Origin of the sequence: Metasolibacillus sp. FSL K6-0083, assembly GCF_038630865.1 — a bacterium.
GTDB classification, from domain to species: domain Bacteria; phylum Bacillota; class Bacilli; order Bacillales_A; family Planococcaceae; genus Metasolibacillus; species Metasolibacillus fluoroglycofenilyticus.
In genome coordinates this window covers 1,071,723-1,098,267 of record NZ_CP152046.1, presented here as the reverse complement: position 1 = coordinate 1,098,267, position 26,545 = coordinate 1,071,723, and the positions used below count along the sequence as shown (strand labels likewise).

27 protein-coding genes and 1 pseudogene are annotated in these 26,545 nt (G+C 38.5%); 21 read left to right on the top strand and 7 right to left on the bottom strand.

Going from position 1 to position 26,545, the window contains the following annotated elements; genetic code table 11:
• Positions 1-151 precede the first annotated feature (151 nt).
• Both sigK and pssA read right to left on the bottom strand, forming a co-directional pair.
• Positions 152-853: an RNA polymerase sporulation sigma factor SigK gene (gene sigK, locus MHB51_RS05245; protein WP_042478132.1), complete on the bottom strand. Its 702-nt coding sequence runs from the start codon at positions 851-853 to the stop codon at positions 152-154.
• Positions 854-1,110: 257 nt separating this feature from the next.
• A complete protein-coding gene (gene pssA / locus MHB51_RS05240; protein ID WP_342559155.1) occupies positions 1,111-1,650 on the bottom strand; it encodes a CDP-diacylglycerol--serine O-phosphatidyltransferase in 540 nt (179 codons plus the stop codon).
• A 303-nt stretch (positions 1,651-1,953) separates the two neighbouring features.
• Here pssA and MHB51_RS05235 point away from each other — a divergent pair, with 303 nt between their 5' ends.
• The 12 genes from MHB51_RS05235 to MHB51_RS05180 all read left to right on the top strand — a co-directional run bounded on the left by MHB51_RS05235 (position 1,954) and on the right by MHB51_RS05180 (position 12,173).
• A complete protein-coding gene (locus MHB51_RS05235) occupies positions 1,954-2,736 on the top strand; it encodes a phosphatidylserine decarboxylase (protein WP_066171395.1) in 783 nt (260 codons plus the stop codon).
• Positions 2,737-3,132: 396 nt separating this feature from the next.
• Positions 3,133-3,651, top strand: coding sequence for a YqeG family HAD IIIA-type phosphatase (locus MHB51_RS05230; RefSeq protein WP_066171392.1), 519 nt, complete (start codon positions 3,133-3,135; stop codon positions 3,649-3,651).
• Positions 3,651-4,754, top strand: a complete 1,104-nt coding sequence (gene yqeH, locus MHB51_RS05225) for a ribosome biogenesis GTPase YqeH (protein ID WP_066171389.1) — start codon at positions 3,651-3,653, stop codon at positions 4,752-4,754. The genes MHB51_RS05230 and yqeH overlap by 1 nt, the downstream gene beginning before the upstream one ends.
• A 19-nt stretch (positions 4,755-4,773) precedes the next feature.
• Complete coding sequence (aroE, locus tag MHB51_RS05220) at positions 4,774-5,598, top strand: shikimate dehydrogenase (protein ID WP_066171386.1); 825 nt, start codon at positions 4,774-4,776, stop codon at positions 5,596-5,598.
• Positions 5,599-5,684: 86 nt separating this feature from the next.
• A complete protein-coding gene (gene yhbY / locus MHB51_RS05215; RefSeq protein WP_066171383.1) occupies positions 5,685-5,990 on the top strand; it encodes a ribosome assembly RNA-binding protein YhbY in 306 nt (101 codons plus the stop codon).
• Positions 5,991-6,002: 12 nt separating this feature from the next.
• The gene (locus tag MHB51_RS05210; RefSeq protein WP_107942453.1) at positions 6,003-6,584 is read left to right on the top strand and encodes a nicotinate-nucleotide adenylyltransferase; all 582 of its coding nucleotides are present in this window, start codon (positions 6,003-6,005) and stop codon (positions 6,582-6,584) included.
• Positions 6,562-7,122 (top strand): bis(5'-nucleosyl)-tetraphosphatase (symmetrical) YqeK, encoded by a 561-nt coding sequence (yqeK, locus tag MHB51_RS05205; RefSeq protein WP_342559154.1) that lies wholly within the window; start codon positions 6,562-6,564, stop codon positions 7,120-7,122. The genes MHB51_RS05210 and yqeK overlap by 23 nt, the downstream gene beginning before the upstream one ends.
• Before the next feature lie 7 nt (positions 7,123-7,129).
• Entirely contained in the window at positions 7,130-7,474 is a 345-nt protein-coding gene (gene rsfS / locus MHB51_RS05200; RefSeq protein ID WP_342559153.1) for a ribosome silencing factor, read from the top strand.
• Positions 7,474-8,211 (top strand): class I SAM-dependent methyltransferase, encoded by a 738-nt coding sequence (locus MHB51_RS05195; protein ID WP_342559152.1) that lies wholly within the window; start codon positions 7,474-7,476, stop codon positions 8,209-8,211. The genes rsfS and MHB51_RS05195 overlap by 1 nt, the downstream gene beginning before the upstream one ends.
• 423 nt (positions 8,212-8,634) lie before the next feature.
• Positions 8,635-9,246 (top strand): helix-hairpin-helix domain-containing protein, encoded by a 612-nt coding sequence (locus tag MHB51_RS05190; protein WP_342559151.1) that lies wholly within the window; start codon positions 8,635-8,637, stop codon positions 9,244-9,246.
• A 70-nt stretch (positions 9,247-9,316) separates the two neighbouring features.
• Complete coding sequence (locus MHB51_RS05185; RefSeq protein ID WP_066171365.1) at positions 9,317-9,892, top strand: ComE operon protein 2; 576 nt, start codon at positions 9,317-9,319, stop codon at positions 9,890-9,892.
• A gap of 118 nt (positions 9,893-10,010) precedes the next feature.
• Positions 10,011-12,173, top strand: a complete 2,163-nt coding sequence (locus tag MHB51_RS05180; RefSeq protein WP_342559150.1) for a DNA internalization-related competence protein ComEC/Rec2 — start codon at positions 10,011-10,013, stop codon at positions 12,171-12,173.
• A 216-nt stretch (positions 12,174-12,389) separates the two neighbouring features.
• Here the strand turns inward: MHB51_RS05180 and MHB51_RS05175 are convergent, their stop codons facing one another.
• Positions 12,390-12,560, bottom strand: a complete 171-nt coding sequence (locus MHB51_RS05175; protein WP_082799124.1) for a YqzM family protein — start codon at positions 12,558-12,560, stop codon at positions 12,390-12,392.
• A 205-nt stretch (positions 12,561-12,765) separates the two neighbouring features.
• On the opposite strand from MHB51_RS05175, the gene holA reads away from it, so the two are divergent.
• Together holA and MHB51_RS05165 are read left to right on the top strand one after the other, a co-directional pair.
• Positions 12,766-13,779 carry a DNA polymerase III subunit delta gene (gene holA, locus MHB51_RS05170; RefSeq protein ID WP_342559149.1) on the top strand — a complete coding sequence of 338 codons (1,014 nt, stop codon included), beginning with the start codon at positions 12,766-12,768 and terminating at the stop codon, positions 13,777-13,779.
• A 287-nt stretch (positions 13,780-14,066) separates the two neighbouring features.
• A complete protein-coding gene (locus tag MHB51_RS05165) occupies positions 14,067-15,014 on the top strand; it encodes a c-type cytochrome (RefSeq protein WP_107942459.1) in 948 nt (315 codons plus the stop codon).
• Positions 15,015-15,154: 140 nt separating this feature from the next.
• Here MHB51_RS05165 and MHB51_RS05160 read toward each other — a convergent pair whose 3' ends face one another.
• The 3 genes from MHB51_RS05160 to rpsT form a co-directional block, all read right to left on the bottom strand.
• Positions 15,155-15,442 (bottom strand): YesK family protein, encoded by a 288-nt coding sequence (locus MHB51_RS05160; RefSeq protein WP_066171353.1) that lies wholly within the window; start codon positions 15,440-15,442, stop codon positions 15,155-15,157.
• Positions 15,443-15,620: 178 nt separating this feature from the next.
• Complete coding sequence (locus MHB51_RS05155; RefSeq protein ID WP_342559148.1) at positions 15,621-16,316, bottom strand: response regulator transcription factor; 696 nt, start codon at positions 16,314-16,316, stop codon at positions 15,621-15,623.
• Between the two features lie 118 nt (positions 16,317-16,434).
• The gene (rpsT, locus tag MHB51_RS05150) at positions 16,435-16,683 is read right to left on the bottom strand and encodes a 30S ribosomal protein S20 (RefSeq protein WP_066171347.1); all 249 of its coding nucleotides are present in this window, start codon (positions 16,681-16,683) and stop codon (positions 16,435-16,437) included.
• 165 nt (positions 16,684-16,848) lie between these two features.
• Here rpsT and gpr point away from each other — a divergent pair, with 165 nt between their 5' ends.
• The 6 genes and pseudogenes from gpr (at position 16,849) to MHB51_RS05120 (ending at position 23,997) form a co-directional block, all read left to right on the top strand.
• A complete protein-coding gene (gene gpr / locus MHB51_RS05145) occupies positions 16,849-17,868 on the top strand; it encodes a GPR endopeptidase (RefSeq protein ID WP_342559147.1) in 1,020 nt (339 codons plus the stop codon).
• A gap of 53 nt (positions 17,869-17,921) precedes the next feature.
• On the top strand, positions 17,922-18,746 hold the full coding sequence (gene spoIIP / locus MHB51_RS05140) for a stage II sporulation protein P (protein ID WP_066171339.1): 825 nt from the start codon (positions 17,922-17,924) through the stop codon (positions 18,744-18,746).
• 292 nt (positions 18,747-19,038) lie between these two features.
• On the top strand, positions 19,039-20,607 hold the full coding sequence (locus tag MHB51_RS05135; protein ID WP_342559146.1) for a family 10 glycosylhydrolase: 1,569 nt from the start codon (positions 19,039-19,041) through the stop codon (positions 20,605-20,607).
• 416 nt (positions 20,608-21,023) lie between these two features.
• Positions 21,024-22,853, top strand: a complete 1,830-nt coding sequence (gene lepA / locus MHB51_RS05130) for a translation elongation factor 4 (protein ID WP_066171333.1) — start codon at positions 21,024-21,026, stop codon at positions 22,851-22,853.
• Positions 22,854-22,992: 139 nt separating this feature from the next.
• Positions 22,993-23,091, top strand: a pseudogene (locus MHB51_RS05125) (peptidase E); the annotation flags it as partial.
• Between the two features lie 54 nt (positions 23,092-23,145).
• Entirely contained in the window at positions 23,146-23,997 is an 852-nt protein-coding gene (locus tag MHB51_RS05120) for a pentapeptide repeat-containing protein (RefSeq protein WP_342559145.1), read from the top strand.
• A 33-nt stretch (positions 23,998-24,030) separates the two neighbouring features.
• Here MHB51_RS05120 and MHB51_RS05115 read toward each other — a convergent pair whose 3' ends face one another.
• Complete coding sequence (locus MHB51_RS05115; RefSeq protein ID WP_342559144.1) at positions 24,031-25,065, bottom strand: ElyC/SanA/YdcF family protein; 1,035 nt, start codon at positions 25,063-25,065, stop codon at positions 24,031-24,033.
• Positions 25,066-25,235: 170 nt separating this feature from the next.
• Here MHB51_RS05115 and hemW point away from each other — a divergent pair, with 170 nt between their 5' ends.
• Positions 25,236-26,375 carry a radical SAM family heme chaperone HemW gene (gene hemW / locus MHB51_RS05110; protein WP_342559143.1) on the top strand — a complete coding sequence of 380 codons (1,140 nt, stop codon included), beginning with the start codon at positions 25,236-25,238 and terminating at the stop codon, positions 26,373-26,375.
• Positions 26,376-26,545 lie beyond the last annotated feature (170 nt).

Here is a 26,545-nt window from a genome sequence, read left to right as displayed (position 1 = left end):
CTCAATAAACTTGCAACGGAGCTACTCAATTTAACTAAAAGGCAATACGGCTCACAAAAGCCTATCGCTTTTTAATGAGTGCTTCATTTTAAAAAGCATCACTGCTTGCGTCCAACAAGTCGGCAACTGCACGGCTTGTTAGACGCCATCCCTAATCTTTCTGATTATGTTTAAATTGCTGATAAAGTTTAATCAAGGCTCTTTTTTCAATGCGTGATACATAGCTTCTCGATATATTGAGTTTTTTTGCAATTTCCTTTTGCGTTAATGGCTCTTGGTGCTGCAATCCATAGCGATACGTAATAATTTCCAGTTCTCGTTCATCTAATGTATTTAAATAGGCGTACAGCTGCGCAAAGCGCTCCTGCTGCTCTAAAATATCGATTGCGGGCTGTTCATCTAACTGTAATAAGTCGCGAATTTGTAATGATTGCCCTTCGTAGTCAACGCCAATGGATTCAAAAAGTGAAATATCCTTTTGAACCTTTTTTTGTGCGCGTAAATGCATTAGTATTTCATTTTCAATACATCTTGCCGCATATGTGGCGAGCCTTGTTTTTTTGTCAGGCGTATAACTAGCGACCGCCTTCATTAAACCGATTGTACCAATGGAAATATAATCATCGAGCTGTTCGTGAGGAGGATGGAATTTTTTAACGACATGTGCAACAAGTCGCATATTGCGCTCAATTAAATCAAGGCGCGCTTGTTCATCCCCAGCTAAATATTTTTCTAGTACTTCTGCTTCTTCTTCACGAGAAAATGGCTTAGAAAACGCCTGCCCCTTTAAATAGCCGAGCAATGAAGGGAATTCTAACCATAGTTGAATGAGCGAAAAAAATATACCGCTCAAAATGCTTCATCCTTCCGCCTTTTTAGCAGTATATGTCGATTTTTAGCACTTCATGAAAAGGATCATCTGAAAATTCATTTTGAGATGATCCTTTTGCGCCGAGGATGGTGGCATGGAATGCGACCACGGCAGAAGCACAATGTAGTGAAAATGTAATTGATAGGCTAGCGATATCTGAGGTGGTCTATTTGCATCGAATAATAAAAAGCAAAGGCTATCTGAAAAAGTTACTACTTTTTCAGATAGCCTTTATGTTGTTAAACTTTTTTTAATGTAAATGTGCTAATCATTAACAACGCTAGTAATGGTGACACGATTAAATAAAAGACAGGTGAAAAAATTGGCACTAAGAAAAATGTAATCGTTAATAATGTGCCTGCTGCTGTAATCGGTAGTCCTACAAAGTAACCAGATGATTCCGTGCAATTAAAGCGCGCTAAGCGGAAGGCGCCACATGTAATGTAAAAGACTGTGATAAACATACCTGGGAGACCAAAATTCGAGAAAATAATTTCATACATTAAAATTGCAGGTGCGACACCGAATGAAATGATATCTCCCATTGAATCGAGCTGTTTACCGAGCGCGGATTCCTGATTGTATTTTCGAGCGACTTTACCGTCGTAACGATCTAAAAATGCTGCAATAAAAATAAATAGTACACTATAGTTATATGCTTCGTTTAACGATGCCATAATAGATGCACCACCAAACGATAAATTTAGAAGCGTAATTAAATTGGCAGCGTTCGATTTTATTTTCTTCACAGTTAAATCAACTTTTTGGAGAAGAAACATTAGAAACACTCCTTCGACTGAATATTTTTCTATTATACTGTTTTAAGCGCTAAAATGATAGAGCTTTAAAATATATCTACTTTTCTAATAAGCTGTTAAACTATATAATAACATAGCATTATTTTGATGTATTCAACTAAATTACTTACTTCCCACTAAAAATAGGTAGTAAAGGCTTTCCAATACGCTAAGTTACGAGCGGGCTTTGGCGGATTGTTAGCTTCACTAATCGATTTTTACAGGTTTGTTATCTCTTACTCAAACAAGCCTGCTATATGGAATAAATGCAACGGAGGATTCATGATGAAAGAAAAAATTTATCAACAACTCATTGAATTGACGAATGGTCAGACAAGTTCTAGCATCTTAATGAAATTTGCAAAATCGGGCTATAGTAAAAATTTTATTCGAAGCTATAGTAAATTATACGATATTAATATAGAAGAAGTTTCAAAAAAAATGGAGCAATTTCAAAGCTTGCATGATTTTTTTACACGCGAGCTAAAAGTAGATGCTCGCCCAATCAATCAAGATGCCTCACTACTCGCTAGTCCTGTTGATGCAAAAATAGAGGCATTTGGAGAAATCAAGGAACAACTCATTTTAACAGTAAAGGAAAAGCCCTATTCGCTTGTGGATTTATTAGGTAATGAAGAGGCAGCGCGGCGCTACGATAAAGGACAATATATCGTGTTTTATCTAAGTCCAGCAGATTATCATCGCATGCACAGCCCTGTTGATGCCTATGTGGAGAAGCAATATGTTCTCGGTCGAAAATCATATCCCGTCAATCAAGTTGGCTTGCAATATGGTAAAAAGCCAATTAGCCATAATTATCGTATGGTAAGTGAGCTTGTCTATGGCAATGACGCACATGCCGCCTTTATTAAAGTAGGTGCGACATTTGTCAATTCCATCGTTTTAACGAATACGACAAAGACATGGAAAAAGGGAGAAGAAGTCGGTTATTTCTCATTTGGTTCAACTGTTGTGATGCTGTTTGAAAATGCAACGATTTCTTTTCACGAAAATATCGTGCAAGGGCATGCGATTAGAATGGGAGAAGCCTTTGCAACTATGTTATAATAGCGAAAGAATATGTAGGGTTTCACAGCTTTAAAAAGCAATCTCAAGTTGTCGCATAAAACATTTTTTGTTATCCAAATAGAGTGAAACTTCAATCAGTGAGGGTTTTCCTCATCTCCACAGATTGTTGATAGAGGAACACAAGCTAAGACCTTCGCATCCTGCGAAAATGCTTGTGTGACCAACATCGTGTTGGCCTCAATCGGGCATTTACGGGCAGTTGATTCTTAAGTCGATTTTCACTCAAGTCTTGAAGTAGGCGTCTTACTGCCCGTGAATGCTGGATAAAAAATCATAGATGCTGTGAGAGAAGCAAATGGCTGTCTGGAAAGTGGTGCGTTAGCCTACTTTTTGGACAGCCCTTACATTCGCAATATATTTAAAGGAGTAAAGATATTGTATAATTTTTTATTACCAGATGCTTATGTGAATAGCGTGCATGAAATTACACCAGAAATCTTAAATGAGCTGGGCATTAAAGGGATTATTACCGACTTAGATAATACGCTTGTGGAGTGGAATCGAGCAGACGCGACGGAGGAAATAATGACATGGCTCGAGCAATTACAGGCTGCGGGTATTCGTGTTATTATCGTATCTAATAATAATGAAGAGCGCGTGCAGCATTTTGCTAAACCGCTCGGTATCCCTTATATCCATCGTGCTAGAAAACCGCTTGGTTCCGCATATTATGCGGGTCTATTACAGCTACGATTACGACGTAATGAGGTTGCGATGGTTGGAGATCAGCTATTAACGGATATTTTTGGTGGTAAACGTCAAAAGCTATATACATTTTTAGTGCGCCCAGTGGCTGAATCAGATGGGGTAGTTACATTATTTAATCGCTTTATTGAGCGTAGAATTTTTAATGATTTAAAACGTAAAGGAATTACAACTTGGGAGGAAAAATAATGGTCGAAATGCCACAATGCATAGGCTGTGGAGCAGTGATTCAAACAGAGCATAAAGACAAGCTAGGCTATGCCCCCGCCTCGTCTTTAGAAAAGGAGACAATTATTTGTCAGCGCTGCTTCCGCTTAAAAAACTATAATGAAATTCAGCCTGTTAACTTAACGGATGATGATTTCTTACGCATTTTAAACGGCTTAGGAGAGCAGCAAGGGCTCATTGTCAAAATTGTCGATATTTTTGATTTCAACGGTAGCTGGCTGCCTGGGCTTCATCGCTTCGTTGGTAAAAATCCCGTATTGCTCGTTGCAAACAAAGTGGATTTATTGCCAAAGTCGGTGAAACCGCAAAAGGTCATTAATTGGTTAAAGCGAGAGGCGAAGGCACTTGGCTTAAAGCCTGTTGATGTAATGCTTGTTTCTGCGCATAAAGGAAAAGGTATGGCAGAGGTTGTCGAGGCGATTGAAGCGCACCGTGCAGGCAAGGATGTTTTCGTTGTCGGCTGTACGAATGTAGGAAAGTCAACCTTTATTAACCGTATTATTAAGCAGGCAACAGGTGAAGGAGAAGTCATTACAACCTCTCATTTCCCAGGTACAACATTAGATATGATTGAAATTCCGCTGGACGATGGTGCGGCACTTTATGATACACCGGGCATTATAAATCATCATCAGATGGCGCATTATTTAGATGCTAGCGAATTGAAATATATTATGCCGAAAAAGGAAATTAAACCAAAGGTCTATCAGCAAAATGCTGGTCAAACATTATTTATTGGTGCGCTTGCTCGCTTTGATTTTATTAGAGGAGAGCGCTCTGCCTTTACTGTGCATGTAGCAAATGATTTACCAATTCATCGCACAAAGCTTGAAAAGGCTGATGATTTATATGCGGAGCACAAAGGAGAGCTATTAGCACCACCGACAAAAGAATTTATTGGGCAATTGCCTGAGCTTGTGCGTCATGAATTTTCAATTAAAGAAGCAAAAACGGATATCGTCTTTTCTGGGCTTGGCTGGATTACAGCACAGCATGCCAATGTAGTTATAGCAGCATATGCCCCAAAAGGAGTGCAAGTATTTATTCGCCCGTCATTAATTTAACGTTAGAGGATGAGTAGAGATGAAGAAATGGTTTGCAGTAATTGGTGACCCGATTAGTCATTCAAAGTCACCAACAATGCACAATGCTTGGTATTATGAAATGAATGTCGATGCAGCATATATACCGATTCATGTGGAGGCTAGCCAGCTACAGCAAGCGGTTGCCTCGCTGAAGCAGTTAGGTGCATCGGGTTGGAATGTAACGATACCGCATAAAGAAGCAATAATTCCGCTATTAGATGAGCTAGATGAGCAAGCTGAAAAAATGGGTGCTGTTAACACGGTTGTAAAAACAGCTGAAGGGAAATATAAAGGCTATAATACGGACGGCGCAGGCTTTGTTCGTTCATTAGAAGATGCCGTTAGTACAGCGCATAAAGAAAAAGAAATTTTGTTAATCGGTGCTGGTGGTGCTGCGAGAGGCATCGCCTTTGCACTATTTGCAGCAGGCTATAAGCAGATAACAATTGCGAATCGTACCATTGCTAAAGCAGAGTCGATTATAGAGCAGCTCGGCTGTGGTCAAGCGATTTCTTTAGAGCAGGCTGAGAATGAGCTACACGAGTATGCGATTTTTATTCAAACAACACCTGCTGGCATGACAAGTGGCACACTTACATTACCTTTTTCCTTAGACAAGTTTCCACAAGGCGCTATTGCAGCTGATATTGTCTATAATCCGTTAATGACACCTTTTTTACAGGCTGCAAAGAGCAAAGGTGCAACGATTGTCAATGGATTGGGGATGTTTGTGCATCAAGGGGCGATTGCCTACAATTATTGGCTAGGGCATTATCCAAATACAGCGAATACGATGGCTGAATTAACAGCACAATTAAAATAAAATATGGAATTGGGGTAATGAATTTAATATTTTTAACCCTTCAAAAAAACATAAACGCCCGATTCCACAGGAGGATTTATATATTTATGTTAACTGGTAAACAAAAGCGCTTTTTACGTGCTGAGGCACATCATTTAGACCCGATTTTTCAAGTAGGGAAGGGCGGCGTCAATGATGCGATGCTTGCACAATTGCGCGATGTATTAGAAGTACGCGAGCTTATTAAAGTGCGTATTTTAGATAATTGTGAGGACGATAAACATGAGGTAGCTGAAGCGCTAGCACAAGGTACAAGAGCGGAGTTAGTTCAATTAATTGGCTTAACAGTTATTTTGTATAAGGAATCACGTCAAAATAAAAAAATTATATTACCGAAGGCGACACAAAAGTAAGGTGAATAGTTAATGAAACGAGTGGGAATTTTAGGGGGCACATTCAACCCACCACATAACGGTCATTTGTTAATGGCGAATGAAGCTTTTCATGCGTTAAAGTTAGATGAGGTGCGCTTTATGCCGAATGCCATACCGCCACATAAAGAGGTACAGCTACTTGCAACAGATGAGCAGCGAATACAAATGCTTCAATTAGCAATTTCAGATGTACCTTATTTCAAGGTAGAGAAGAGCGAGCTGGAAAGTGGCGGCATATCCTATACGTATAATACAATGCACTTATTGCAGGAGCGCGAGCCTAATACGCGGTTTTATTTTATTATAGGTGGCGATATGATTGACAGCTTGCATACATGGTATCATATTGAGGAGCTTGTCACTTTTGTACAATTTGTAGGGATTAAACGACCAGGAACAGAAGCAACAACAACGTATCCAGTACAATTACTAGAGACACCTGAAATGAATTTGTCTTCTACAGTTATTCGCCAGCGCTGTCAAAATGGTGGGCCATTAAAGTATATTGTACCAGAGGCAGTAGAGGCATATATTCGAAAGGAAGGTCTTTATGGAGCGCGAAAAACTACTTGATGCAATAAAACCACGTATGCCAAAAAAGCGTTATATTCATACAATTGGTGTAATGGAAACTGCGATTCAGCTAGCGAAGCGTTATAATGAAGATGCAAAAAAAGCAGAAGTAGCAGCGATTTTACATGATGTTGCAAAATATGCTGATGAGGAATGGATGCGAGAAATTGTTCGTACACATCAGCTAGGAAATGAATTGGTTGCTTGGGGCACTGAAATTTTACATGGACCTGTCGGTGCGTGGATAGCGCAAACGGAATTTCAAATTGCAGAAGCAACGATTTTAAATGCCATTCGCTACCATACAACAGGGCGCGCGAATATGACGAAGTTAGAAAAAATACTTTTTATAGCAGATATGATTGAGCCAAATCGCAATTTTCCGGGTGTTGATGATTTACGTAAAGTCGCACAGAAAGATTTAACAATCGCGATGCGTACATGTATTCATCATTCGGTGGCACATTTAATAAAGATGGAACTGGCGATTTATCCACAATCAATCGAATGCTATAACTACTATATAAGAGAGGATTAAATAATTAATGAATGATACATTATTACAATTAGCATATAAAGCGGCAGATGATAAACATGCTGAGGATATTGTTGTATTAAATATGCACAGCATTTCCTTACTGGCGGATTATTTTATTATTTGCCACGGTAATTCAGATCGCCAAGTGCAGGCGATTGCACGTGAGCTTCAAGAAAAGGCACACGAGAATGGCTTTGAAGTGAAGCGCGTTGAAGGCTTTGATACAGCTCGCTGGATTTTAGTTGATATAGGCGATGTTGTTGTTCATATATTCCATAAAGATGAGCGTACCTATTATAATTTAGAGCGCCTATGGGGAGATGCACCTCAACTAGACGCACCTGAACTGTAATGGCTAGCTACGAACGATTTGCGCAGGTTTATGATGCATTAATGACAGATATCCCATATGACGAATATGTAGAGTGGATAAAAGCCTATGCACCACAAGCCAAATACCCAACTCTATTAGACATTGGCTGTGGCACAGGTGTGCTTGCGGCGCTATTAGATGAGGCTGGCTATCAAGTAAGCGGTATCGATTTGTCTGAGGAGATGCTGATGGTAGCTAGCGCACGATTTGCAGCAGCGAATAAATCAATTCCATTAATCTCGATGTCGATGGAGCAACTAGAAGGCTTTCATGAGCTAGATATCGCCATTATCCCAATAGATTCGATAAATTATTTGCGTGAGGAGCAGGCTGTTATTGAAACATTGCAGCGTATTTATGATAGCTTACGCCAAGGTGGACAATTGTTTTTCGATGTCCACTCGCTTTATAAAATGGATGAAATTTTTCTAGAAAGCCCGTTCACTTATGATGATGGAGAAATTACTTATGTTTGGCATACAGAGCAAGGAAAAGAGCCGCATTCGATTTATCATTACATGACTTTTTTTGCAGAAGCGACTGAGGGCTTATATGAACGCTTTGATGAGGAGCACTACCAACGTACATTTGCCCCAGAAAAGTACGAAGCATGGCTTTATGCAATCGGCTTTAGCGAGGTGCATATAACAGCCGACTGGTCGACTGAACAGCCTGAGGAGGAAAGCGAGCGCATTTTTATTCGCGCGATAAAATAGGTAAGGGGCTATTTAATTTCTTTCAGCGGGTGACCAAACCACCCGCTGATAAAGAGAATCCCCCGACATACTGGGTGACCAATATCGTGTTGACATATGCCTCCGGCGGACGTCACAGCTTGGAAAAATCTGAGCGTAACTGATAAAGTTATTTAGCTTGATTTAGCAGAAGTCCCACACTTCTATAAAGTGGTGAGAGGAATGCTCTATTTCAGTGGCTGGACAAGCAGCATCATATTGATTCGGATAGGAGAGATTTTCTTCGCAAGCCGGTTCGAGGTGAAATTGCTTATGATGTTTGCAAAGCTATTTTAGATAGCCTCGCCTTTTTACATAAAATAAAAGGGCTTTTCATCATTGGTAAAATCTTGTATAGTGAGGGTAGCTCCATATGAATTTACCTCCTTCTTAGAGAGGTGTGGTATGCAACGATACCTTCAAAAATACGGTAAAAGGGTGCTACTCCCCAGTGCACTTATCATTGGACTCCTCTATTTTTTTCTTCAACAAAACCATTCAGCAACAGTAGAAATCATTCCTGCGACTGTGCAGCTCGAACAAGCTAGCGAAAACGATTTGGAAGAGGTAATAAGCGTTTTAGCCGTAGTTGTCGATGTAAAAGGGCAAGTTAAATTTCCCGGCGTTTACGAATTAACGAAAGAACATCGCATTATTGATGCCATTCAATTAGCGGGTGGTTATACGGAGCAAGCAGACACGAAAATGATTAATCATGCCCAGCGCCTACAGGATGAAATGGTGATTTATGTGCCTTTTCAAGGAGAAGAGATGGCAGAAATAAATTTTGTTTCACATCCAAATGGTCAAAACAAAACCTCGACAAAGGTAAATATTAATACTGCAGATGAAGCATTGCTAATGACTATACCCGGCATCGGGCCAGCTAAGGCACAGGCGATTATTAGCTATCGCAATGAAGCTGGGAAATTTCAAACGATTGATGATATAAAAAAAGTGTCTGGTATTGGCGAAAAATCCTTCGAGCGAATAAAAGATTTAATTAAAGTGAACTAATTCTACAACCCCGTTGCGCCAATTACACGAAAAGACTAAACTAAAGTTAAGAAATTTTGGAGGTTGTCATATGGAGCGTATTACGTGGGATCAATTTTTCATGGCACAAAGCCATTTATTAGCGTTAAGAAGCACATGTACAAGGCTTGCGGTTGGCGCCACAATCGTAAGGGAAAAACGCATTATTGCAGGTGGCTATAACGGCTCCATTTCTGGAGACGAACATTGCATTGAGAAAGGTTGCTATGTTGTTGACAATCATTGTGTGCGTACAGTACATGCCGAAACGAATGCTTTATTGCAATGTGCTAAATACGGTACACCTGCGAATGGAGCAGATTTGTATGTAACCCATTTTCCATGTCTGCCTTGTACAAAAACGATTATTCAAGCAGGTATAAAAAATGTTTATTATGCAAAGGATTATAAAAATAATCCCTATGCATTAGAGTTATTAGCGAAAGCCGATGTCAATGTGAAGCATATTCCATTCGACGAAGCAAAAATTGACTTTTTGCAGGAGGAAAAATTGCAACTATTATTGACGATGCTTGAAAAATTGCGTAGCTACGGTGCTTCTCAAGAGGAATTGCATCCTTTAGAAGAGAAGGTGAATGCGCTTTTTGGTCAATTACTTAAAAAATAAATGGTTATACTATGCCATAGTAGTTCTCATTGCAGTAGGTGCAGCATTTGAGTCACTATGGCTTTTTTTATGGCTTGCTGTGCTTTTTGCTTTTTGTAAATATAAGCGACTACCACACATGCATTTAATGTGGTTAACAATTGTTTGTGTTGCTGTTTATTGCTATACAATCTGGCAAATAAATAAGTTAGATGCGCCCTTCGAAATGCCTATAACGCTTAGTTGGACAGGCGACTATAAAATTGATGGTGCATCACTGCGCGGCTTCATGAAGGCAGATAATGGGCGGAAGTTTTATGTGCATTATGAAATGAATAACGAGCAGGAAAAGAAATATTATAGCGAATATTCCTTAGCGGGTCAAAGTTTTCTAGTAAAAGGGGAATTAGTAATTCCTGAAATGCCAGCACATCCTTATAGCTTTGCTATGACTGAGTATTTAAAGGGTAAGCATGCGCGCGGGGTTTTAGAAATTTCCTCTATGGGCATTATTGAAAAGGAGCATTCTATCACAAGCCTTTTAACCCAACAACGCTTTCAAATGCTGCATCATATAGAAAAAAGTTTTCCTGCGAACCTTGTTGCAGAAGCGCAAGCTTTATTAATCGGCTCGCAGGAGCAAGTTGATGCCGAATTGAATAGGGCTTATCAAAAGCTTGGCATTACGCATTTATTTGCCATTTCTGGGTTGCATGTCGCGCTCCTTTCCAAGCTATTTTTTGAGACGCTTTTACGTATGCGCATTCGCAAGGAACTAGCGACGCTTTTACTATTAATTCTTTTACCTACCTATGCAATAGTGGCAGGTGGAGCACCTTCTATTTGGAGAGCTGTTCTTGTCGTGGAAATTGTTATGTTAGCGCGCTATTTTAAATGGCGACTGTCTGCTTTGGAAGCAATGGCAATTAGCTTTATTGTTTTTGTTATTTGGCAGCCTGCTGTCTTGTATCAAATTGGCTTTCAATTATCTTATTTGGCAGCGCTTAGTTTAATTTTATCATCAAAGCTACTAGCAGCCTTGCAAGGTATACTCGCCCAAACATTTATGATGACATGCGTATGTCAAGTGCTTGTTTATCCATTGTTATTACTGCATTTTTATGAAATTAGCTTATCCTCTTTTATCGCCAATATTGTTTTTGTCCCTTTATTTTCTTTCGTGATTTTACCGCTGAATTTATTATTTCTGTTATTGACCTATATATGTAAGCCGCTTGCGGAATTGGCGTTTTTCTTGTATGAGCCGTGTCGTTTGCTGTTAACGGAGTTTATTCTTTTTGTACAGAGCATCCCTTATCAAATGTGGGTTGCTGGCAAGCCCACAACAATTGTTCTGTTATTGCTATTTAGCAGTTCCTGCATAGCGTTGTATTTTTTACAACGACAAAAATGGCATCTTGCTATCGCAGTGCTTATTGTACCAGCGTTTATTGTGCAACTGCTCCCTTATACAAATAAGCAATTGCTCATTTCCTTTGTTGATGTGGGACAAGGTGACTGTATTGTAATTGAGTTGCCTTATCGCAGGGCAGTCTATGTTATAGATACAGGCGGCTTGCTACGCTTTGAGCAAGAGGAGTGGAAGCGGCGTCATAATAAATATGAGGTGGGACGTCAAATTGTTGTGCCATTTTTAAAAGGCAAAGGAATCGGAAAAATCGATAAATTAATTTTGAGTCATGCCGATGCCGACCATGTAGAAGGTGCTGAAGAAATATTGCGTGAAATAGCAGTACGTGAAGTACATGTATCGCCTCGTTCGTTAGAAAAGGCTGTTATGTTTGATTTTTTACGAGAGGCAGAGAAACAGAAATTAATCATCCGAGAACAACTGGTAGGCGATGCTTGGGAAACAGAAAATATCCAATTTCGCTATTTATGGCCAAAGGATATTGAATACGAGGGCAATAATGATTCGCTCGTCTTATTAATGGAAGCAGATGCACTAAAAGTATTATTAATGGGTGATTTAGAGCGCGAAGGAGAAATAGCGCTGCTACAAACCGCTTATGAGGACATTCGCGATGTCAGTATATTAAAGCTTGGGCATCACGGGAGTAAAACATCAAGTATTGATGAATTTGTTGAGGCAACGAATCCACAGTTAGCCATCATTATGGCTGGGAAAAACAATCGCTATAACCATCCGCATCCCGAAGTAGTTGCACGTTTACAGAACAACAATATTTTTTATTTAGTAACAGGCGAAGTAGGAACGATAACAGTCAAATGGGATGGTAATAAGCTAACATATGAGACAATGGCAATGCATTTTGAATGACGAGACAGGTATCTAAAAGACGAAAGCATCATGAGATACAATTGAAAACACATTTTGATTTATTCATTTTAAAGCTAATAGCAAAGGCTTTAAAATCATTGTATGTATACTTTGGAAAATAAAATATATTAAACTAAACGGAAATTAATTCAACAAAAAAATTGTCCGAAAAGCATTGCGTTCGCATGCCTTTCAGACAATTTCTTTTTTCAAAAATTAGCGAGTAGCTACTTCTACAATCATTGCGATGATGAACATTATTGTAAATACCCCAAAAGGTACGACGAAGCCAATACCAGCATCGATAGCATCATTGCGTTGAGAAGCGCGACCGCGGCCTTCAAATGGGTTTTCTGTTACGTAATTTGGATCGTTATGACCTGCCATATATATCCCTCCTACTCTTTTTCAATTATAAGTCAAGCCATTGCAAAAATCCATATGCAATCGAACTTTCCTCGCCATAGTATGTGCTAAATTGTCGCAATTTTGTCGGTGCCAGGCACGCAAACAATTCTGACAATTTTGTGCGCCCCATTGCATGAAGAGAAATGTTATACTAGGGTCGATGAAGTAAAAGAGGGGTTTCGTGATGATTACAAAAATTTGGCAAGATATAAAAAAAGGGGATATTGCACCTGTTTATTTGATTGTTGGCGAGGAAACGTATTTTATAGATGAGACGATAAAACGTTTGAAGGAAGCGTTAAGCGAGCAGGAGGAAGTCGAGATGATTCCTTTTGATTTAGCTGAGCAGCCTGTAGATGTTGTAATAGATGAAGCAGACACATTGCCTTTTTTTACAGACAAAAAATTGATTATTGCTAAAAATGCTTCTTTTTTAAAGGCGACAGAAAAAGGGAAGGAAAAAATAGAGCATGATTTAAAGCGTTTGGAAACTTGGTTGTCTTATCCTACCGATACCGCAGTAACTGTTTTTATAGCGCCGTATGAAAAGTTAGATGAACGTAAAAAAATAACAAAGTTAATGAAGGAGCATTCGGTTTTAATTGCTGCTGAAACACCGAAGGAGCAAGATTTGTATGTGTGGATTAAGCATGAAATCGAGGCTGCGGGAAAAGCGATTGATGACGGAGCCGCAGTGAGATTAGTGGAAACGGTAGGTGCCAATATGTTGCAGCTAAAAATGGAGCTAGAAAAAATGGCGCTTTATTTAGGGCAAGAGCATGAAATAACGGAAGCGCTTGTAGAGGAGCTTGTCGCGAAAACTTTAGAGCATGATGCCTTTAAAATGTTGAATGCTTATTTAGGCAATCGACAGGCGGAGGCGTTAACGATTTATCATGATTTATTACGCCAAAAAGAGGAGCCAATTATGCTCGTTGGCTTGCTAGCTTCAAATATTCGTACAATGAGCCAGGCGTTTTATTTATTAACAAAAGGCTATCATCCACAGCAAATTGCTAAACAGCTAAAAGTCCATCCATATCGCATAAAAATGATACTTGAGCAGCGCAATCGCCCATCAGCGGAGCGATTATTACAGGCGCTCAACGCACTTGCCACTGTAGATTTACAATTAAAATCAGCAAGTAACAACCGAGCACGTATTTTAGAGCTATTTTTAATGAAACCTCTCCTTTAAAAGGAGGGGCTTTTTGATGAACTAGAAGATGAAAACTATAAAATTCAAATCTAAGAAAGCGATAGGGCTGTTTGAGAGATTATTTCGGAACAGCCGCTATAGTTTTCATCTAGAACTTTTTTCATAAACAATATTCTAATTATACAGATGGAATATGAAAATTTGATGAAAATAAAATATTGTTCTATATCATTCTTAGAACTTTGGCAATCTAATGGAAAATGATGCAAAAGCCATTTTTTCCTATTCCTTTCTAGTATGCTGTAGGTAAAGGAGGAGGAACGATTATGAGAATATTTCAAGTAGTATTAATCGGGCTTGGTATCATTATTTCAATTGGAATTGGTTCTTATGTTAATCAAAAGTTTGTTTCAGAAACACCAGAACCAATAGTGGAAACTCCCATACCAGTAAGTACAAATCAAGTAGCTACAGCAAGTAACTTATTTCCTAAAATTAGTATGGATGACGTGCCAGACAATAAAATGAAAGAAGATATTATTTATGGCTTTAATCTTTTTAACGAAACACATATTTATGCGGAAGAGAAGGTTGGGGCCAATTTGTCTTGTACGAGTTGTCACGCAGGGGCTGGTTTAGATGAAAATGTAGCATCCCTTGTAGGTGTAATGGCAGATTATCCAAAATATATCGCTCGCTCAGGTGATATTGTAACAATTGAAGAACGGATTAATGGCTGTATGGTTCGAAGCATGAATGGTGAAAAATTTGAAGTAAACAGTGATGAGCTTGAAGCAATGGTTGCCTATTTTAAATATATTTCTGAAGGTGTGACAATTGGTCAGGAACGACCATGGGCAAAATCAGCAGATATGAAAAAGGTGCCGACACCAAGCGTGACAGATGGGGAAAAGCTATATCAACAATCATGTGTTGCTTGTCATGCAGTAGATGGGACCGGAAATGGTGCGAACACAGGCCCGGCTTTATGGGGACCAGAATCATTTAATGATGGGGCAGGTTTAGGGCGTATGTCAAAAATGGCTGGCTATATTCAAGCATATATGCCTATAGGTGCGGCTGGCTCTCTATCTGATCAAGATGCAGCAGATTTAGCCGCTTATATTTTATCTCAAGACCGCCCAGAGTGGACGGGTCATGATAAAGATTGGCCACAAGGTGGAAAACCTTCTGATATTATGACGAAGGAGCGACGTGACCAAGTAAAAGATGGTACGATTAATTGGGAAGAAGTATTAGCAGATTTTAAATAAACTGACTTAAGGAGGCGTCCAAAAAGCTTTGTATAACTGGCATTTTGGACGCTGACAATGGTGTTTTAGCAGTAAAGAAACGAAATTCTTCCTTTTCATGTACTTACAAAAAAAATGACTTTTTTAACTTGCCACCCCAATTAATTTTGTTTGCCAAAAAAGTAACTTGTGACACTGTTTATAATACGACCTATTATTGTTCCTACGAGAATAGAGGCCCCAATAAGCCCATAACCCATACCACTCCAACCACCTATAAACAAGCCGATAATAACAATACCTATGCTTATTATTAGTAGCCCATAAAAACTAATACTAAGATACTTATCTTTCTTCTCTGGAATAAATTTTTTCAAAAGTATCGATGCGACAACCAAAAGCACAGTTGCTCCGAACGCAATATAAATAAAAATTTCAAAACCTTCCATTAATTTAACCCCCTTACTGTATTCTACCACAGTAATATCTGTCAAAAAGCAACAAGGTTTACGAAAATAGACTTGCTTAAACATTATCGAAAATGTCTTAAAGGCAGGCGGTGCAATGCTTTTGGGACAATCGCCTTTTTATTAACATCAAAAGAGCAAAGTATAAATTCAAGAAAGCTTATTTTATTTGATTGCCGTCAAGATATTTATAACCTAAGCCTCGAACAGTTATAATTCGAGTTGGATTTTTAGGGTCATTTTCAATTTTAAGTCTTAATTTTTTGATATGTGCATCAATAGTGCGGTCTAATACTTCTCGTTCAATATTTGGGTATAAATGTGTAATTAAATCCTCGCGAGAAAGGATAATATTAGGATGATTCATGAAATAATATAGCATCATAAACTCATGTTTTGTCAAACTGATTTGTTTACCGTTTAGTAAAACCTCACCTTTTCGTGGTTTAATACAAAGCCCTTTATTTATTATTTTTTGACAAAATAATCCTGTTCTACGTAATACAGCTTCAATATGGGCAAGTAGTTCCTCTAAATTGATAGGCTTTACTAAATAGTCATCTGCGCCCATTTTTAAACCGTTAATTTTATCTTCTATAGTATGTTTGCTACTCATCATAATAATAGATATATCATGCATGTGATGATTTCTGACCCATTCGCAAAAAGCTTCTCCACTCATTCCAGGTAACAGTAAATCAAGTAAAATCATACATGGATAATCTGTATCTAGCTTTTCCATGGCTTCTTCAGCACTGTTTGCAATGGTAATATCATATTGATGATTTTGTAAAAAATCACTAACGACAGAGCACCATAATAAATCATCTTCTACAATTAAAATTTTTTGATTCATTTCAATCACCCTAAGTTAATAATAAAGTCTGTTCTGGAAAGAAATCGAATGATAAAAAATACCCCAAAAGTTAGATTTTTTCTAACCTTTGGGGTGCAGCATCATCATAATATATGACTTAAGCTTTTTTAGCTAAACGAGATTTTGTACGAGCAGCTGCGTTTTTGTGGATAAGACCTTTACCAACAGCAGTATCAACTGCTTTAGAAGCAGCAACTACTAATTCTTGTGCATTTTCAGCACCAGCAACTAAAGCTTGCTCAGCTTTTTTAACTGCAGTACGCATAGCAGATTTTGCTTGAGAGTTTGCTTCGTTTGCTTTTGCGTTAACTTTAACACGTTTAATAGCAGATTTAATATTTGGCATAACTTTCACCTCCTAAATATTAGGTACGAGATGAGTATCTTCTCACTTATTTCATGTGTCAATACAACAAAAATCATTCTACCAAACCCCAAGCTTAATTGCAATACATAAATGCAAAGAATATTTACTTGACAGTTTGACCACACTAAAAAATGAGGTGAAAATATGGAACAAGTAAATTGGGGTAGAACAGATTTAGTAGATGAAACAGATGAAGTGTTAACGTATGAATCCCAGCAACAGAAGGAAAGAACAGCGCGACAAAGTGGGGTTTTGATGGAAGAACTGCGTGAGCAGCGCGTTGAGATTACGAAGGTAACTGTATCAAAAGAAGGAGAACAGCAGATTGGCAAAAAGCAAGGAACATATATAACACTGTCGATTCCAACGCTTTACCCAAGTGATACGAATGGCTTTACACAATTGCAGCAAGTTTTGCAAAAATATATTGCCATGCTGTTAAAAGATATTCATTACCAATCTCCAAATAAAATACTTATTGTAGGGCTAGGTAATAAAACGATTACACCAGATGCAATTGGACCGATAGCAATTGATGAGTTACAAAGCGCATTTTCAGAAAATCCGAATGAACAGTTCATCATGTATGCGCCGGGGGTAACGGGGCAAACGGGCTTTGAAACGAGTGAATTTGTAAAAGCCTTAGCGGAAAAAATTAAGCCAGCTGCCGTTATTGTTATTGACGCACTTGCGACAAGGAGCAGTAAGCGACTATGCCGTACGATTCAATTAACGGATACAGGCATTCATCCGGGTTCTGGTGTTGGCAATCAGCGTGCAGAAATATCAAAAGAGGTGCTTGGGATTCCTGTATTAGCTATCGGTATTCCGACTGTCGTGGAGGCGACTGTGCTAATAGCCGATGCAGTTGATATGGTATTTCGTTCGATAGCGGCGCGTATTAGCGAGCGTGAGAAGCCCTCTGGTAAACTTTCTGTAACAGGCTGGCGCTCAGATACGCAGAATGCCGATTTATCATTAGTGAAGCCGATTTTTGGTGAATGGTCGACATGGTCAATTGATGATAAAAGACAGTTATTTGAAGAAGCATTTCATGCACAGGAGCGCTTTATCGTCACACCAAAGGAAGTCGATATATGGCTTATGCAATATGCGCTATTAATTTCAAACAGTTTATTCCATTTAACTACAGCGGATTCATAAGTTCTAAACATTCTTCTCCTTCCATAGAGTAGTGGAAGGAGGGGATGCAAGCTATGAAAGTGATGCAACGCTTTTTTCTGCTGCTCTTTGTTTTATTTTTACTACCAATTATTATGGGACAGCTTCCTTTTCCGAATAACCATGTGGCTATAAAGGAAACTGAATCTGAATCTGTACCAGAAAAAAAGGTCGTTTATGCTGCTGCAACAACTATCAATCCTAGTCCTGTAAATGCCACGCCTAAACCTTTGGAAATTCTGTTTGTTTACACGCATTCTCATGAGGCATATAAGCCTGTTGTAGAAAGTAAAACAGGTATGCAGGCAGTGTATGATGAGCAAACGAATATTTTTACAATGCAACAGGCAATGCTTAATCATTTCCAATTAAATAATTTGCAAGGAACTGTGCTGGACGTTGATGTGATGAATGTAATGAAGCAGCAAGGGGCAGATTTTCACCAAGCATATCGAGTTGTGCGTCCGTATATTCAAGAGGAGCTGGCAACAAATTTATACGATTTAGTAATCGATTTTCATCGTGACGCAGTTGGAAGAAAGGTGACAACATTAGAAACACCTGAAATGAACTTTGCAAAAGTCGCGTTCGTTGTTGGGTTAGACCACCCAGGCTATGAAGGGAATTTGACGTATGCTGAAGCACTGCATACAGCAATGAACAATATTGTACCCGGAATTTCAAGAGGTGTGATGAAAAAGTCTGGTGTAGGTGTAGATGGTGTGTATAATCAAGATTTATTTCATAAAATGCTGTTAGTAGAGCTTGGCGGCATTGATAATACCGAAGAAGAAATTTTGCGTACAGTAGCAGTATTGGCACAGGCTATTGCAAAAATTAATGCGAATGAGAAAATATAGTAAGAAGGCATATCGTCATACTGCTGAGGTAGATTATTTTATCAAGATTCAGCAATTTTTTCTATGAAGTTGGTTACCTCAAAGCAAATGAATCTGTTACACGCACACAATTTGTAGCGATTATGTATTGAGCAATGTATATTATTAAAAAATAAAAATTCTGTCGAGAAAATAGTTAGTAGCTTTCTCGGCAGTTTTTTTGCATTTTCCCATCGCTGAAATGCTTGATATTCTAGCATGTATCTAGCACTTGTCGTATACTAAAATAGGAAAATAATCATGTGGAGGAATTATGAAAAGAAAACATAGTAAATGGAAATTTGTTAGTTTAGTCTTGATAATTTTTATTTTATGCCTATCAACAGTTGCTGTTAATCCAGTGTCAGCAAGCACTGAACAACCGAAGACGGAAATGCGTGCTGTCTGGATTTCAACAGTTCTTAACATCGATATGAAAGCGGGCATGACGAAGGAGCAATACATAACTTGGGTACGTCAAACATTAGATAAATTAAAAGCAAGCAAGTTAAATACGGTTATTTATCAAGTAAGACCAACAAATGATGCGATGTATCCATCGAAGCTTGCACCGTGGTCTTCTTATATAACAGGGAAAAAGCAAGGAACAAATCCGGGTTACGACCCACTGGCGATTATGGTAGAGGAAGCACATAGACGGGGGATGGAGTTACATGCATGGATGAACCCGTATCGTGTCACAATGCCTAGCCAAAAATTATCAGACCTCGCTTCAAATAATGTGGCAAGAACAAATCCGGGCTGGGTTGTTAAATATGGTAAGCAATACTATCTAAATCCCGGTTTACCAGAAGTACAAAACTATTTAGTAGAAACAGTAAAAGAGCTAGTAGCCAATTACGATATTGATGCAGTTCATATGGATGATTATTTTTATCCATACAAAATTGCGAAAGAAGCCTTTCCAGACCAATCTGCCTATAAAAAATATGGCGGCTCCTTTAAAAAGGTGGAGGACTGGCGACGAGATAATGTCAATCAGCTTGTAAAAAAGCTATATATAGCTATTAAAGAGACAAAGCCACATGTACAGTTCGGTATTTCACCATTCGGTGTATGGCGTAATAAATCGGTAGATAAAACAGGAAGTGATACGAAAGCGGGCGTCAATAATTATGATGATTTATACGCGGACGTAAGAACATGGATTAAAAATGGCACGATTGATTACATTGCACCACAAATTTATTGGTCAAGAACATTATCTGTTGCCAAATACGGAACGTTGTTAGATTGGTGGAGCCATGAAGTACAAACATATACAAAAACGCATCCCGTTCATCTATATATTGGACTTGCTGATTACAAGGTTGGCAATGATAGTGATGCAGCGTGGAAAAATAAAATGGAGCTACCAAATCAAATACTTGCTAATCGCTCAGAAAAAACAGCGGCTATGGGGCAAATGCATTTTTCTTTAAAAAGTATGGAAAGCAATAAATTAGGCTATGCAACGATTGTTAATCAGCAGCTATATAACTATACAGCATTGACACCGGGTACGGTTTGGGATAATACGACGGCGCCTGCCGAACCAACTTTTGTACAAGTGACGAAGGAAGCAAGTGGTCGTAAAATTGAAATTATAGATGAAAATGCGATACAGCCACGCAAATATGTAATCTATCGTTTTGTAGGAAACAGTGAAGGCTCCTATGATAATCCTAAAAACATAGTGGATGTTGTTTATAATATGAATGGTATTACCGCATTTGTGGATAAGACAGCTCTTGCTAAACATAGCTATACATATGGTATTACTGCTATATCTGCCACAGGTGTGGAAAGCAAAAATGCTTTTGTGGTGAAAGAAGGCAAATGACCAGCCTATTTTAGGCTCTTCATCTCGAATCACCCGCACATTCGCAATGGATACAGGAATAGGTAAAAACTTTGGATGTTAACAAAGAAAAACTATCCTTCCTGTATTTTTTTATTTTGTTGCTTAATTCAGTAGATGCCTAAAGAGCTCCCTGTAAAAACATTATAATAACTAGGAGATAAACATTATGTTGACTTAAAACCGCAGGCGTGAGAAATTCTACTTGTTTGCTCAAAAAAATCTGAACTAGTATTAGTTAAAGCACATACGAATATGTCTTATTTTACATAATCAAAAAACAATCTAAATGTGCTGAGTTGTTGATACAATCGCATTCCCATTTAGTCTAATGTTGTGCTTTATGTATTGTTCATAGTATAATTTAATATAGTTTACATTTAGGAGAGAACATATACATGAACCGAGAAGAACGTTTGAAACGACAACAGAATATCCGAAATTTCTCGATTATCGCCCATATCGACCATGGGAAATCGACATTAGCGGACCGACTTTTAGAATCAACACAAACAGTAACACAGCGCGAAATGAAGTCGCAGCTACTTGATTCTATGGACTTAGAGCGTGAGCGCGGCATCACGATTAAATTAAATGCTGTCCAATTAAAATATTTAGCGAAAGATGGAGAAACGTATACATTCCATTTAATTGATACACCGGGGCACGTCGATTTTACGTATGAAGTATCGCGTTCCTTAGCGGCATGTGAAGGAGCTATTTTAGTTGTTGATGCGGCGCAAGGGATTGAAGCGCAGACATTAGCAAATGTTTATTTAGCTTTGGATAATGACCTAGAAATTCTACCGGTTATTAACAAAATAGATTTGCCTGCTGCTGACCCAGAGCGCGTCAAGCAGGAAATTGAAGATGTTATTGGTTTAGATGCATCAGAGGCAGTTTTAGCATCAGCTAAGGCCGGTATTGGGATTCAGGATATTTTAGAGCAAGTTGTAGAAAAAGTGCCTGCGCCAGCGGGTGACCCTGAAGCGCCGTTGCAAGCCTTAATTTTTGACTCTGTTTATGATGCATATAAAGGTGTTATTATTTCAATCCGAATCGTGAATGGTACAGTGAAGCCTGGCGATAAAATCCGCATGATGGCTACTGGTGCAGAATTCGAGGTAATTGAAGTAGGGATTCATACACCAAAATCAGTGCCACAAGCAGAGTTAACAGTTGGGGATGTTGGTTATTTAACGGCTTCTATTAAAAATGTTCAAGATACACGTGTTGGTGATACGGTAACATTTGCAGGCAGTAAAGGCGCAACAGAAGCATTACCGGGCTATCGTAAATTAAACCCAATGGTATTCTGTGGCTTATATCCGATTGATACAGCAAAATATAATGATTTACGTGAGGCGTTGGAGAAATTAGAGTTAAATGACTCTGCATTACAGTATGAGCCAGAAACTTCACAAGCACTTGGCTTCGGCTTCCGCTGTGGCTTCTTAGGCTTACTGCATATGGAAATTATTCAAGAGCGCATCGAGCGTGAATTCAATATTGACTTGATTACAACAGCACCATCTGTTATTTATGAAGTATTTATGACGGATGACACGTCGCTTCGTGTTGATAACCCATCGATGATGCCAGACCCACAAAAAATTGATCGCATCGAGGAGCCTTATGTAAAGGCGACAATTATGGTGCCGAATGATTATGTTGGCGCAGTAATGGAGCTATGTCAAATGAAGCGCGGTAATTTCATGGGTATGGATTATATCGATACGACACGCGTTAGCATTCAATATGAAATCCCACTTTCGGAAATCGTTTACGATTTCTTTGATTATTTAAAATCAAATACGAAAGGCTACGCATCATTTGACTATGAGCTTATTGGCTATAAGCCATCAAAGCTTGTAAAAATGGATATTTTATTAAACAGCGAACATGTCGATGCACTAAGCTTCATCGTCCACCGTGATTTTGCTTACGAGCGCGGTAAAGTAATTGTAGAAAAGCTGAAAGAATTAATTCCTAGACAGCAATTCGAAGTGCCTGTACAAGCGGCAATCGGACAAAAAATCGTCGCGCGTTCTACAATTAAAGCCATCCGCAAAAACGTTCTAGCAAAATGTTACGGTGGAGATATTTCTCGTAAACGCAAGCTTCTTGATAAACAAAAAGAAGGTAAAAAGCGCATGAAGCAAGTAGGTTCTGTAGAAGTTCCTCAGGAAGCATTCATGGCTGTGCTGAAGATGGACGACCAGAAATAACTAATAATCGAACATTTTATTATCGACAAAGTCTGCCAATTAATTTCTGTTATTGGCAGATTTTTTCTTGATTTAGTTAAACATTTTTCTTCAACTTGATAGAATTAGCTTAGGTGAAAATAAAGAGGAGGCATGCAAAATGAAACAAATAATTGCGATGGGTGGCGGTGGTTTTTCAATCGAGCCGAATAATCAGTTGCTAGACCAATATATTTTCAAGCAAAGTATGATAAGCAAGTAACCGAAATAGAGCTTAAGCCAACCTATCTAGGTGCTGAATGGGAGGAATAAAATGGAGAGTAAAGCAGCTGAAAATATTAGGGGAAATTTAAAAGCGGATTGTACGAAATGCTTTGGGCTGTGCTGTACAGCGCTTAATATTGTTGCATCGAGTGATTTCGCTATGAATAAGCCTGCTGAAACACCTTGTTCTAATTTGCAAAAAGATTTTCGTTGTAAAATACATAAAAATTTAAGGGCAGAAGGATTTAAAGGATGTACAGTATTCGATTGTTTAGGGGCTGGACAAAAAGTTTCTCAACATACGTTTGATGGACAAAGCTGGCAGGATTATCCTGAGGTTTCTCAAAAAATGTTCCGTGTATTTCCGATTATGCAACAACTTTATGAAATGATTGCCTTTGTGGCTGAAGCATTGACATATCCAATTTCACATTCAATGAGAAATCAGTTAGACAAACAGTTGGGCAAGTTGCAGAGCCTAACAAATATGGACGCTGACTACTTATTAGCATTAGATATTATCGGCTGTCGGCAACCAATCAATGAACTGCTTTTAGAAACAAGTGAGTATATCCGTAGTGAGCTAAGTTCAAACGTTTTTAAAATAAAAAAAGGAAAACAATGTCGAGGTATAGATTGGGTTGGCAAAAATCTGAAAGGGAAAGATTTAAGAACGACCGATTTAAGAGGAGCTTATTTAATTGCGGCAAATTTGCAGGATTCGGATTTAAGGGGCGCTGATTTTATTGGAGCCGATTTACGCGATGCCAATTTAAGAGGAGCGAATCTTTCTACGGCTATGTTTTTAACGCAAATGCAAATTAATTCGGCGCATGGTGACAATCGAACGAAATTACCGGCCCATATTCAGCCTCCATTGCACTGGCTGTCTGAAAAATAGCATAGTCGCTCATTTTCTAGACAGCCCTACTTGCTAATTTACTAAATAAATGAGTAATGATAATAATGCTGCAAAGAAGAAAACAATACTAATAATAATCAAATGACGTTTTTTGCCCATCACAACAATTGCAACATACTCGCGAATCATAGCATTCGGCCAATAGTAAAAGGCCGTTTTTGCGCCGATTCCTTGGCTGTTTAAACCTGCTTGCCGCGCATACAAGCCTGCTCGAAATAAATGAAAATTATTCGTAGTGAAAATGCTGTTATACTTAGGCTTTAATGAATCCATAATTCGCTTAGAAAAAAGCATATTTTCATACGTATTGACAGATTTATTTTCCTGCATAGTGTGCTTAAGCGGAATTCCTTTTTCGAGCGCATATTTTTGCATCGCCTCCGCCTCTGGAAGCCCTTCATTTGGACCTTGACCACCAGAAAAAATAATTGTCGGAGGCGTTGTCACCTTAGCCTGTTTATGATAAAAATCAATTGCCTTATTAATCCTACTTGCCAAAAGTGGCGGTACTTTATCATTGATTAAACCGCTGCCTAATACGATAATGAAATCCTGGTGTAGGCGTGGGCGATTAAATTGATATAAAAAATAAGCAGATAGAAAGTTTGACACATGGAATAAAAAATACATAATAACAAAAGAAGTTGCTGCAAAGAATGGTTGAAATTCTAATGGAAATCGACCTGTTAAGTTGAATGACCCTATAATAAAATAGGCAACAATAGCAAGACCTAACAGCAATGTTAAGGAATTGGCAAAACGTCGCCCTTCTCTACGCATTAAAGTGCGGGCATTCAAAAATAATGCGACAGTGAAAGCTACTATTGCAAAAGGAATTAATAGGAGCAAGGCAGCGATAGGTATAATAATAGCGAGCTTCAATATATACTGCTCAGACGATAATGAGACCGCTAAGCAAAATGTTAAAAAAGTAATAAGGAAAAAGTTAAATAGAAAGCCATTGATTATTTTTCTAGGGTCTATTAAATATGAAATAAGAAAAATAATAAACAGGGAAAGCGGGATAATTCCGAGATATAAATACAAAGTGAGACACCTCCACCAATTATGATGAAGGCTAAAGAACAATTCGTCAATGCTCTATGTAATTCGCCGTAACGTAATGAATCAGTTTTATCAGCGCTGTTTTTTCGTTATAATTGTAGGAACTCAAGTTGTAATTTGCACAACCGACTTAAAAAAGGGAAGTGATTTTAATGGCTAGAGGTGTTTATATTCATATTCCCTTCTGTCATCAAATTTGTCATTACTGTGATTTTAATAAAGTATTTTTTAAAAATCAGCCAGTAGATGAATATATTGAGGCACTTGGACAAGAAATAGCGATGGTTGTAGAGCAGCATCCAGAGGCATTTCAACAAATTGAAACGATTTTTTTAGGTGGAGGAACTCCAACCTCCTTATCTGCAACACAAATTAGTCGATTACTTGAAATTATTCGAAACTTTATCCCGATGCAATACGTAAAAGAGTTTACATCGGAAGCAAATCCAGACGAGTTGACGCGAGATAAGTTGCAAGCATTGCATGCTGGTGGTGTGAACCGATTAAGTATGGGTGTACAGTCCTTTGATGCCGAACTGCTAACGAAAATCGGACGTACACATAGCAATTCACATGTATATGAGGCGATTAAAACAGCGAAGCAAGTAGGTTTTGACAACATAAGCATCGATTTAATGTATGGTCTACCTGGGCAAACGATAGAGCAGTGGGAGCAAACATTGCAAGCAGCCTTAGCGCTGCAGCTACCACATTTTTCAGCCTATTCATTAATCGTTGAGCCAAAAACTGTGTTTTACATTCAATACGCAAAAGGCAAATTGCATTTACCGACACAAGACTTAGAGGCGGATATGTATGATATGTTATTGCGTGAAATGGAGGCAGCAGGCTTAGCGCAATATGAAATTAGCAATTTTGCACGTGATGGCTTTGCCTCTGTGCATAATAAAATTTATTGGGATAACGACGAGTATGCTGGCTTCGGTGCAGGCGCACATGGCTATTTGGCGGGGGTGCGTTATTCTAACCATGGTCCAATTAAGAAATATATTGAAACAGTGCAATCAGGTGTGCGTCCAATTATTCATGAGCATGTCGTTTCATTAGAAGAAAAAATGGAGGAGCAAATGTTTTTAGGTCTACGTAAAGTAGAAGGTGTAACATTTGAGTCATATGAAAGGAAAATGCATGAATCGATGCAAAAACGCTATGGTGACGTAATTGAGCAGCTTGTGAAAGAAGGGCTTTTACAACAGGACGAGCATGGAATTCGTCTAACTCGAAAAGGGCGCTTTGTAGGCAACGAGGTATTCCAACAGTTTTTAGTTTGATGATTGGAAGCATTAGCTATAAAAAACGCTTAAATGGAGGGCTACTCTATCTTGCAATAATAACAAATAACTGCCTCAAAATTACTTTTCAGACAGCGATTTGTTAAATCGAGCGATATGGTTGACATCAATTTAGAGATTTGTTAATTTATTAGTAGTATTAGCACTCC